Source organism: Nocardia sp. CC201C (assembly GCF_030010695.1).
GTDB classification, from domain to species: Bacteria; Actinomycetota; Actinomycetes; order Mycobacteriales; family Mycobacteriaceae; genus Nocardia; species Nocardia otitidiscaviarum.
Genome location: NZ_JASCXP010000040.1, coordinates 17,904 through 28,502, shown reverse-complemented (window position 1 = coordinate 28,502; position 10,599 = coordinate 17,904). Strand labels below are relative to the sequence as shown.

10 protein-coding genes and 1 pseudogene are annotated in these 10,599 nt (G+C 69.7%); 2 read left to right on the top strand and 9 right to left on the bottom strand.

Annotated elements, in window-relative coordinates:
• Positions 1-1,118, top strand: a pseudogene (locus QK444_RS07170) (hypothetical protein); the annotation flags it as partial.
• Positions 1,119-1,445: 327 nt separating this feature from the next.
• Here the strand turns inward: QK444_RS07170 and QK444_RS07165 are convergent.
• The 4 genes from QK444_RS07165 to QK444_RS07150 form a co-directional block, all read right to left on the bottom strand.
• On the bottom strand, positions 1,446-1,958 hold the full coding sequence (locus tag QK444_RS07165) for a YetF domain-containing protein (protein WP_282778269.1): 513 nt from the start codon (positions 1,956-1,958) through the stop codon (positions 1,446-1,448).
• Positions 1,959-1,976: 18 nt separating this feature from the next.
• A complete protein-coding gene (locus tag QK444_RS07160; RefSeq protein WP_282778267.1) occupies positions 1,977-2,114 on the bottom strand; it encodes a hypothetical protein in 138 nt (45 codons plus the stop codon).
• Positions 2,115-2,278: 164 nt separating this feature from the next.
• Positions 2,279-3,040 carry an SDR family oxidoreductase gene (locus QK444_RS07155; RefSeq protein WP_282778266.1) on the bottom strand — a complete coding sequence of 254 codons (762 nt, stop codon included), beginning with the start codon at positions 3,038-3,040 and terminating at the stop codon, positions 2,279-2,281.
• Positions 3,041-3,146: 106 nt separating this feature from the next.
• Positions 3,147-3,803, bottom strand: a complete 657-nt coding sequence (locus QK444_RS07150; RefSeq protein ID WP_282778264.1) for an HAD family hydrolase — start codon at positions 3,801-3,803, stop codon at positions 3,147-3,149.
• 268 nt (positions 3,804-4,071) lie between these two features.
• Between QK444_RS07150 and QK444_RS07145 the strand changes: the two genes are divergently transcribed.
• On the top strand, positions 4,072-4,275 hold the full coding sequence (locus tag QK444_RS07145; protein ID WP_282778262.1) for a hypothetical protein: 204 nt from the start codon (positions 4,072-4,074) through the stop codon (positions 4,273-4,275).
• Between the two features lie 293 nt (positions 4,276-4,568).
• Here the strand turns inward: QK444_RS07145 and QK444_RS07140 are convergent, their stop codons facing one another.
• The 5 genes from QK444_RS07140 to QK444_RS07120 all read right to left on the bottom strand — a co-directional run bounded on the left by QK444_RS07140 (position 4,569) and on the right by QK444_RS07120 (position 10,454).
• Positions 4,569-5,384 (bottom strand): CbiX/SirB N-terminal domain-containing protein, encoded by an 816-nt coding sequence (locus QK444_RS07140; RefSeq protein WP_282778278.1) that lies wholly within the window; start codon positions 5,382-5,384, stop codon positions 4,569-4,571.
• Between the two features lie 227 nt (positions 5,385-5,611).
• Positions 5,612-6,913, bottom strand: a complete 1,302-nt coding sequence (locus QK444_RS07135) for a GTP-binding protein (RefSeq protein WP_039819346.1) — start codon at positions 6,911-6,913, stop codon at positions 5,612-5,614.
• Entirely contained in the window at positions 6,913-7,866 is a 954-nt protein-coding gene (gene cysD / locus QK444_RS07130; RefSeq protein ID WP_282778259.1) for a sulfate adenylyltransferase subunit CysD, read from the bottom strand. The genes QK444_RS07135 and cysD overlap by 1 nt, the downstream gene beginning before the upstream one ends.
• Positions 7,863-8,648, bottom strand: coding sequence for a phosphoadenylyl-sulfate reductase (locus QK444_RS07125; protein WP_282778256.1), 786 nt, complete (start codon positions 8,646-8,648; stop codon positions 7,863-7,865). Before QK444_RS07125 ends, cysD begins: the two co-directional genes overlap by 4 nt.
• Positions 8,649-8,663: 15 nt before the next feature.
• Positions 8,664-10,454, bottom strand: a complete 1,791-nt coding sequence (locus QK444_RS07120) for a nitrite/sulfite reductase (RefSeq protein WP_282778254.1) — start codon at positions 10,452-10,454, stop codon at positions 8,664-8,666.
• Positions 10,455-10,599 lie beyond the last annotated feature (145 nt).

The following is a 10,599-nucleotide window of genomic DNA, read 5'->3' as shown; positions in this document are numbered from 1 at the left end:
GCACCGCGGCGAGCATCCGCCAGTACGGCGTGATGCCGCCGACGGTGACCGCCGAATGGTCCGGCGGACGGCCCGTGAATCGGCTGCGCGCGGGCAACCAGTGCGAAACCCGTTCCAACGCGGGCAATACCACCTACGCCGACCCGTCGCGGTTCACCAATCCGGTGCCCTTCGAACTGCCCCGGGACAACGGTGGCGGTGGTGGCGGCGTGGTGATCGGACCCATCGATCCGGGGCAGATCCCGTCGGTGAGCCTGCCACCCGGTCTGCCCGGCATGCCGAATGCCGGTGACCCGGTGACGAATCCGATCGGAATGCCCGATCTCGGCGATATCCCGACCGCACCGGTGGGTGGCACGCCGCAGCTGCCCTCGATGCCCGATGCGATGCCCGACCTGCCGAGCGCGCCGGGAACCACGCCCGGCACCACCGATCCCGGTGCGGCGCTGCCCGACGGTACCGGCGGCGCGATCCCCGGCGATCCGGTCGGCACCGGCGATACGCCGGATACGAGCGGCGGCACCGGGGCCCCTGCGGGCGGGAGCACCACCGATGGTGGGAATACCGGCGGCGGAACGACTTCCGGTAGCGGTGCGCCCACGGGCGGCACCGACGGTGGCGGATCGACGTCCGGCGGCTCCACCTCGGGCGGCAGCGCCTCCGGTGGCTCTACCGGTGGCGGTTCCACCTCCGGTGGCAGTACCTCGGGCGGGAACACGTCGGGTGGTTCCGGCGGGTACGGCTCGGGTGGCTCCACCTCCGGCGGCTCGACCTCCGGGGGCGGCTACGGGTCCGGGGGCTCCGGCGGCGGATACGGCGGCGGGGGCTACGGTTCCGGCGGCAACTCCTCCGGTGGTTCCGACTCGGGCGGCTCCTCGTCCGGCGGGTCCGACTCGGGGGGCAGCTCCAGTTCCGGCGGCAAGAGTTCATCCGGCGGCAATTCCTCCTCCGGGGGCTCGAGCAAGGGCTCGGGCGGCTCCGGTGGATCGTCCTCCGGCGGTTCCGGTAAGAGCTCCGGCGGCAGCGGTGGCTCGGGCGGCAGCGGTGGCTCCGGTGGCTCGGGTGGCAGCGGTGGCTCGGGCGGTTCCGGCGGCGGAGGCGGTGGTTCCGACAAGTAGCACCCGGATCGACCCCGAGCAGTACCGAATCCCTGTCCATCCCACCGGCTACCGCGCCCCTCGCAGGTAGCCCTCGAACTGGTCGGCCGTCACGCCCCCGTGCGACCCGTGTGACGGTCGGCTCGCCGCCCAGCACGACGAATTGCCCTTCGTGTCACCGGCATGCCACCGGTTACGTGCTCGGGCGGCCTCCAACGGGTCCACCCCGCGTCGTCCTTCGTGCCCGCGACGCGGCGGTGGGCCGTTCGACCGCCCGCCGCCGCGTGTCCGCACCGCGGCGGCGGGCGTCCCCAACCTCCGAGTGGGCGAGCAGGATTCGTCCCCCGTTCACTCGGGCTCTGCCACCCCGTCGAGGGCCGAACCGTCGCCGAACGCGGCGCCGGTGATGACGCTCAGGCTCCCGTCCGTCTCCAGGATCACCGCCGCGATGCGCGTCAGGTCGCCGTGACCGTCGGACCGCACCGCTTGCCGGATATCCGCGGCGCTGAGCCGCTGCTGCCGCATCGCCCGCTCCAGCAGTCGACCGTCGCGCACCACCAGGGTGGGGGCAGCGGTGAGCAGCCGCCGTCCGCCGCGCGGCCGCGTCGCCACCAGCGCCGCCGCATACTGCAGCAGCGCCAACAGGAGCAGCGCCACCGCTCCCTCGGCCCAGGACACCTCCGCGCTGAGCAGGATGGTGGCCAGGGTGGAACCGAGCGCCACCGTGACGACCAGGTCGAACGCGTTCAGTTTCGCCAACGTGCGCTTACCGGTGGCCCGCAGCACCACCACCAGCGTCACATAGGCCGCCGACCCCACCAACAGCACCCGCAGCAGATCCGGCCACGCGTCGAACCACATGAGCTGTCCCGATCGCCGTCAGCTCAGAGCGGCGAGCAACTCCCGGCAGGACCGGGCACAGCGCGGACACGTTTCGGCGCGGATACGGCAGTGTTCGTGGCGGTCGGCGTGCCGGTTCGCGGGATGCGAATCCACCATGGCGGCAACGGTGCTCATCGGAACTCCTCTCGTCGAGCGGGTGGTGGCGGTGGTCTACGTGTGTTCGTATGCCCGGACGACCCGATTCGAGCGGCCACCACCCGGTGTGCTCGCTGGTACCCGCTGGCGACCGTCGTACACGTGCGCCCGGAGATTCGCCGCCTCGGTCGGCGTACGAGGGTTCAGCGCGCGGTGAAGCCGCCGTCGATCGCGAGTGCCGCGCCGGTGACGAATGCCGCTTCGTCGCTGAGCAGGTAGGCGCAGAAGGCGGCGATCTCGTCGGGGGTGGCGATGCGTCCGACGGGATGCAGGGCGGCGATCGCCGCCTCACCTTCGGGCGTCGCACCCATGGAATTGCGGAAGGCCGGGGTGTCGACGGCCCCGGACACCACCGCATTGACCCGGACACCCCGTCCGGCGGCCTCCAGTGCGACCGCCCGGGTGAGTCCGATGACGCCGTGTTTGGCCGCCACGTACGGGGCGACCTGTCCCATGCCGACCACGCCCAGATTGGAGGCGTTGTTGAGAATCGCGCCGCCGCCCGATGCGGCCAGGGCCGGAACCTGGTGCCGCAGACCGTAGTACACGCTGGTGAGATTGAGTTCCAGGTCGGCGCGCCAGCCCGCCTCGTCGATCGACTCGATATCGCCGAAGGCGTTGATCGCCCCGGCATTGTTGAAAGCGGCGTCCAGCCTGCCGAATTCGTGCACGGCGGCGGCGGTGAGGCGTTCGACATCCGCCTCCACGGTGACATCGGTGGGCACGAAGATCGCCCGCCCACCGGCTGCCCGCAGCTCCTCGGACATCCGGTCGCCGACCTCCTTGCCACGGGCGCCCAGCACCACCGCGCCGCCCTCGGCGGCGATCCGCCGCGCCACGGCCGCGCCGACACCCGAGGTGGCGCCGGTGATCAGAACGACCTTCGACTCGAAGCGAGAACCCATCGCGCTATCCCCTTGCGGTAGAGATTGTTTCGTTGACACGTCTAGTAAAGGACGCGCGCGGGTTCGGATCCGGCGGGAATCGGTCGTCGCGTTCGGCGGCGAGAACTCAGCGGTCGGTGGGGGCGAGCAGATCGGGCAGCGCGTCCAAGCCGTCGACCACCACGCCGTAGCGCGTGGCCTGGGGCAGTTCCGCATGCAGATAGCCCCACGGCCCGCGCCGGATGAGCACCGGCACCATACCCGCGGCATTGGCGGGCATGACATCGTTGTCGACCCGGTCACCGACGTAACAGATCTCGGGCGGCCGCAGCTCGGTCACCTCCACCACCTTGTCGAAGAATTTCGGATCCGGCTTCTCGAGCTCCCATTCGGCGGAGGTGTAGACGGCGTCGACGGGCAGGTCCATGCCTTCCAGCGCCGCCTTGGCCTGCGGCGGCTGATTGCCCGCGATGATCACCCGCAACCCGCGGGCGCGTAGCTTGGCCAGTGCCCGGCGCACATCCGGGTACAGATCGTCGGCGTCGAAGTTCACCCGCAGGCTGTCGGGCTCCTCGGCTGCCCAGGCGATCTGCTCCTCCTCCAGATCGATTCCGGGCGAGAGCACTTCGAAGGCGTCGGCCAGCGGTCGCCCGGTGGCGGCCATGCCGCCGATCACCCCGAGCATGGCGAATCGGGGCACGCCCAGCCGGTCGGCCCACCGGCACCAGATTCGCGTCTCGTCGATCAGCGTCTCTCCCACATCGAACACCACAGCCTTGATCATCGGCCCAGCGTATCGGTGCGCGGGACGGGCCGAGCGCCCTCCTCGGCCCGGTGGCGGAATCGGTGCGTGGTACGAGGGTGAGCGGCCCCCGGCTCGGGGTGAGATCGGCGGGTGTGTCCGGCGGCGGAAGCGGCGTGGTCCGATGCCGGGGTGAGCGGCGCGGCCCGATATCGGGGTGAGTGACGCGGTTCCCGGGCGTGATCGGTCGGCGGTGGGTATGGTACGGACGGCGTTTGTGAAACTATCGCCTTTCAAAAGGAGTTCCCTCATGCGCATCCTGCTGCGGACCGGCGTCGTCACCTTCGGAATCGGTGCGGCCGCCGCCCTCGCGGGACCGGCAGCCGCCGATATCCCGCTGGTCGAGGCGCCCGCCGAAGTCGCCACCTCCGACACCCGTTCGACTCCGATCGGCGACGACATGTGCTCGTCGGTGACCGGGTCCTTCGGCAAGGACTACGAAGCCTGCATGTAGTCACCGACACCGGTGCGCATGCGGCTGTCGGCCCGAGCAGTCCCGGGCGGGGGTACCGGCTCGGGCCGATGGTGTCGGACGACCGCGCGACCCGGCATTCGCCTGCGGCGATGCCGAAGGACGTCCCACCGTGGCGCTGCTTCGGCGCCGGGCATGTCCACCCGTGGAGGCGATGGATGCGGTGTCCCGGCCACGCCGACGTGGCAGCGAACAGCGCGGGCGGACGGTGGTGCGGTCGTGAAGCGAGAGGTGGCGGAAGTGTCCGTCACGAACGGGACCGGGTCGCGGATGTGTCAGGCGGTCAGCGTGCGGGGGAGCGACGCCGCGGCGTCGAATCGGTTCAGCACGACGTCGGCGAGCAGGTGATGCGCGCCGATCGCGGCGGCGTGGGTTGTGTCGGGGGCCGCGTTCACCAGCCGGTCGGTGAGCAGGCCGGGAGCCAGGAACCATGGGGCGACCAGGAGACGCCGCGCACCACGGGAGCGTAGGCGCGACAGCGCGGCGGTGACGGTGGGTTCGGTGGTGGCGAAACAGATCTCGGAATCCCAGCCGGTGAGCGCGGTGAGCTCGCGGGCCACATGTGCTGTTCGTTCGTTCGCTGCCGCGGACGACGAACCCACGGCGGCCACGGCAACGCCGAGGCGCACGTCGCTCGTCAGCGACGAAGCGGTGAAAGCACGCGTGCCGGCGCGTGCGGATTCGAGAAGGGACGTGTCGATGACCGCGGCGGGCGACACCGCAGCGGTCGACCCGGCGGTCAGCGACTCGACCACGCGGTCACGCAACGCCTCGACCAGCCGCGGATCGGGTCCGAGCACATCGGCCTGGGTGAGCCGCAGTCGCGGATACCGGGCACCCGCCTCGGCGAGCAGCCCAGGCAGATCCACCCGGGCGTGAAAAGCCTTGCCCAGCAGCAGCGGCACCACCACGGCGTGCGAATGACCGTCCGCCGCCACCGCGGCCACGACCTGTTCGACCGACGGCGTGCTCAGATCCAGAAACGCCAGGCGCACATCCAGATCCGGACGTGCGGCGGCGATCCGTTCGGTCAGGGCGTGCATGGTCGCGGCCGAACGCGGATCACGGCTGCCATGCGCCACCGCGATCAGCGCCGGCGCTCGATGTCGTCCGCGACCACCGGGACCCGGGGCGGTGCGTGGCGCACTCGCGCCGTGCGGTGTCACTCCGGTCGCGGGGGTGCCTCGCGCGCCGTGCCCGAGCGGCGCGGCCGCGGCAATCTCCGGTGCCGGAGAGCCGACTTCCGGCGGCCCGGCGGCCGAACCCGTCCAGGTACCAGAAGAATTCGTCCACCGCTGCGGACGCGCCTCGGCGCTGCTCACACGCCGATCTCCGCACCGACCTCGACGGCGGTCAGCGCATCGCCCACCAGGCCCGCGGCCAGGGTGTTGCCGCCCGCGGGGTCGATGAGCAGGAAGGAGCCGGTGTGCCGGTTGACGCTGTAGTCGTCGGCCACCACGGGATCGGCCACGCGCACCGAGATGCGGCCGATATCGTTGAGCGACAGCGTTTCCGGATTCGGGTCGGCGGCCAGGTGCTGTTCGTCGAAACGCTCCAGCAGTGCGCCCACGATCGCCTGGGTGGTGCGGGTGCCGTGCTTGAGCAGCAGGCGTGCACCCGGGCGCAGCGGCTTGTCACCGAGCCAGCACACGGTGGCGTCGAATGAGTCGATGGGCTCGGGGGCGTCGGCCGCGGCGGCGATGGTGTCGCCGCGCGAGACGTCCACGTCGTCGGCCAGCACCAGGGTGACGCTGCGTCCCGGCTGTGCCTGCGGCAGTTCACCATCGGGGGTGTCGATGCGCTCGACGGTGGTGCGGGTGCCCGAGGGCAGCACCACGACCTCGTCGCCCTTGGTGACCACGCCCGCGGCGACCAGTCCGGCGTAGCCGCGGTAGTCCGGGTACTCGGCGGTGCGCGGCCGGATCACGTACTGCACGGGGAAGCGCAGCCCCACCTCGTGGCGGCCGTGGCTGTCGGCGTCCACCGGCACCGATTCCAGATGCTCGATGAGCGAGGGGCCGGTGTAGTACGGGGTGTTCTCCGAGCGCGAGGCGACATTGTCACCGTGCAGCGCCGACACCGGAATCTCCTGCACATCCTCGGGAGCCCAGCCGAGTTTGGCGGTCAGTTCCCCGAATTCGCCGCGGATCTTGTCGAACACGGCGGCCGGATCGTCCACCAGGTCGATCTTGTTGACCGCCAGCACCAGCTTCGGTACGCCCAGTAGCGCCATGACCGCGGCATGACGGCGGGTCTGCTCGATCACGCCCTTGCGGGCGTCCACGAGCAGGATCACCAGCTGCGCGGTGGACGCGCCGGACACCGTATTGCGGGTGTACTGCACGTGTCCCGGCGTATCCGCGAGTACGAAAGACCGCTTGGGCGTGGCGAAGTAGCGGTACGCCACGTCGATGGTGATGCCCTGTTCACGCTCGGCGCGCAGGCCGTCCACGAGCAGCGACAGATCCGGGGTGGACAGGCCCTTGTCGACCGAGGCGCGGGTGACCGCGTCGATCTGGTCGGCCAGAACGGATTTCGTGTCGTACAGCAGGCGTCCGACCAGGGTGGACTTGCCGTCGTCCACCGACCCGGCGGTGGCGAGTCTCAACAGGTCGGACATCAGAAGTAACCCTCTCGTTTACGGTCTTCCATGGCGGCCTCGGAGACGCGGTCGTCGCCGCGGGTCGCGCCACGTTCGGTGAGCCGGGACGCGGCCACCTCGGCGAGAATCGCCGCGTTGTCGGCGGCATCGGAAATGATCGCGCCCGTGGTGGAGCCGTCGCCCACGGTGCGGTAGCGCACCGACTTGACCACCAGTTCCTCACCCTCGGCCGGGCCGCCCCAGGAACCCGGGGTCATCCACATGCCGTCGCGCAGGTACACCGGGCGCTCGTGGGCGTAGTAGATGGTGGCCAGCTCCACGTTCTCGCGGGCGATGTAGCGCCAGATGTCCAGCTCGGTCCAGTTGGACAGCGGGAACACCCGCACATGCTCACCGGGCGCGTGGCGACCGTTGTACAGGTTCCACAGTTCGGGCCGCTGCCGCTTGGGATCCCAGCGTCCGAAGGCGTCGCGCAGCGAGAAGATGCGCTCCTTGGCGCGCGAGCGCTCCTCGTCGCGGCGGCCGCCACCGAAGACCGCGTCGAAGCGGTTCTCGGCGATGGCGTCCAGCAGTGGCACGGTCTGCAGCGGATTGCGGATACCGTCCGGGCGTTCGGTCAACCGCCCGTCGGCGAGGTACTCCTCGACCGAGGCGACATGCAGGCGCAGCCCGTACTTCTCGACCACCTTGTCGCGGAACTCGAGTACCTCGGGCAGGTTGTGCCCGGTGTCCACGTGCAGCAGCGCGAAGGGCAGCGGCGCGGGCCAGAACGCCTTGATGGCCAGGTGCAGCAGCACGGTGGAGTCCTTGCCGCCGGAGAACAGGATCACCGGCCGTTCGAACTCGCCCGCCACCTCGCGGAAGATGTGGATGGACTCCGACTCCAGCGCTGCCAGGGTGTCGAATTCGGTGACAGTGTTATCGGTGACAGTGTTGCCGGTGACGGCGTTGGGCTCGATCAAACTGGTCATGAGGCGTGCAACCCGCATTCGGTCTTGGCGAGCCCGGCCCAGCGGCCGGATCGCGGATCGGATCCCGGTTCCGGCTTCCGCGTGCACGGAGCGCAACCGATGGACGGATATCCCTCTTCCACAAGGGGATTGACGAGGATGCCGTTGGCCTCGATATAGGCGGCCATCTCTTCGTCGGACCAGGCGGCGATCGGATTGATCTTCACCAGGCCGAACGCCTCGTCGAAGGAGATCAGGGGCGCGCCTGCGCGGGTGGGAGCCTCCACGCGGCGGATGCCGGTGACCCAGGCGTTGTAGCCGGACAGCGACCTGCGCAGCGGCACCACCTTGCGCAGGCGGCAGCACTCTCCGGCGTCGCGGGCGAACAGATCCTTGCCCAGCAGCTGATCCTGTTCGGCCACAGTGTGTTCGGGCGTGACGTTCACGATGTTCACGCCGTACACCATCTCCACGGCGTCGCGGGTGCCGATGGTCTCGGCGAAGTGGTAGCCGGTGTCGAGGAACAGCACGTCCACCGGACCCCGATCGACGGCGCCGCCGTCGGCCCGCACCTGCGCGGCCAGCTGCACCAGCACGGCGTCCTGCATGTTGGAGGCGACGATGTAATCGGATCCGAAGGTGTCCTCGGTCCACCGCAGCAGTTCCAGCGCGGTGGCGTCCGGACCGAGTTCGGCCGCCCCCTTCTCGGCGATGGCCCGCAGCTCGGATTCAGCGAGTTTTATTGGCCCGCCCGTCACCCGGCCGCCACCCCCCACGGGATCGCCGTGCGATGCTGTGCTCATTTCAGTCTCTCCCAACTACCGCAGATCTGCCTCGTCGGCGCGAACAGCCCACTGCGCGAACCGCTCGTCACCGTCACGGTTCTTGACGAAGTTGCGCACCACGCGCTCGATGTAGTCGCCGAGCTCGGCGCTGGTCACCTTGTGCTGGCGCAGCTTGCGACCGAAACCGCTGTCGAGCCCGAGGCTGCCACCCAGGTGAACCTGGAAGCCCTCCACCTGATTCCCGTCGCCGTCGTCGACGAGCTGGCCCTTGAAGCCGATATCGGCGATCTGGGACCGGCCGCACGAGTTCGGGCAACCGTTGATATTGATGGTGATGGGCACGTCCAGGTCGGCGTTGATGTCCGCGAGCCGTTGCTCGAGTTCGGGAGCCAGCACCTGCGAGCGCTTGCGGGTCTCCACGAACGACAGCTTGCAGAACTCGATACCGCTGCACGCCAGCAGATTCCGTCGCCAGTGCGACGGACGGGCGTGCAGACCCAGCGGTGCCAGCTCGTCGATCAGCTGATCGACCTTGTCGTCGGCCACATCGAGGACGATGAGCTTCTGGTAGGGGGTGAAGCGCACCCGGTCGGAGCCGACGCGCTCCACCGCATCGGCGACCTGCCGCAGGATGGTGCCCGAGACGCGACCGGCGATGGGGGAGAAGCCGACCGCGTTGAGGCCGTTGCGCAGCTTCTGCACCCCGATGTGGTCGATGGGGCGCGCGGGCTTCTCCGGGGCGGGTCCGTCGATGAGCTTGCGCTTCAGGTACTCGGTCTCGAGCACCTCGCGGAACTTCTCGACGCCCCAATCCTTCACCAGGAACTTGATGCGCGCCTTGGTGCGCAGGCGGCGGTAGCCGTAGTCGCGGTAGAGCGCCACGATGGCCTCCCACACATCGGGCACCTCGTCGAGCGGCACCCACGCGCCCAAGCGCTGCGCCAGCATGGGATTGGTGGACAGGCCGCCGCCGACCCAGACATCGAGTCCGGGACCGTGTTCGGGATGTTCGACGCCGATGAAGGCGACGTCGTTGATCTCGTGCACCACGTCCTGCTGGCCGGAGATGGCGGTCTTGAACTTGCGCGGCAGGTTGGAGTAGCGCTTGTCGCCGATGTAGCGCTTGACGATCTCGTCGATGGCCGGGGTGGGATCGAGGATCTCGCCGAAGGATTCACCGGCCAGCGGCGAACCGAGGATGACGCGCGGGCAGTCGCCGCACGCCTCGGTGGTGTGCAGGCCGACCTCCTCGAGCCGCCGCCAGATCTCCGGCACGTTCTCGATCTCGATCCAGTGGTACTGCACGTTCTCGCGGTCGGAGAGGTCGGCGGTGTCGCGGCCGAATTCCGTGGAGATCTCACCGATGGTGCGCAACTGCCGGGCATTGAGCGCGCCCGCGTCGCAGCGCACCCGCATCATGAAGTACTTCGCCTCGAGAATGTCGATGTTCTCGTCGCCGGTCCAGGTGCCGTCGTAGCCCTCTTCGCGCTGGGTGTAGAGGCCCCACCAGCGGAAGCGGCCGCGCAGATCGCTCTTGTCGATGGAGTCGAATCCGGCCTTGGAGTAGATGTTCTCGATGCGGGCGCGGACGTTGAGCGGATTGTCGTCCTTCTTGTTCTGCTCGTTGGGGTTGAGCGGCTCGCGGTAGCCGAGCGCCCACTGGCCCTCGGACTTGCGGCGAACCGGCCGGCCGGTGCGCTCCCGAGGTGCCACGGGCGCTTCCGAACGCGGCCGGTCCGGGCGCACGCGTCGCTCGGCGGCGGGACGTGCGGGCCGGGCGGGGCGAGCGGAATCGGAACTGGTGGCGTCGGTGCTCGACGTCATGGGGATCGCTCCTGATGGGTCTTGCGGGCAGGCGGGAGGGGCTGGCTCACGCCTCCGAATCAGTGATACGGCTATCAGCGAACCGGTTTCCGCGGCGTCGCGGTGACGCCGGTTTCCGGGAAGAGTGGGGAGCCGATCTACCGGA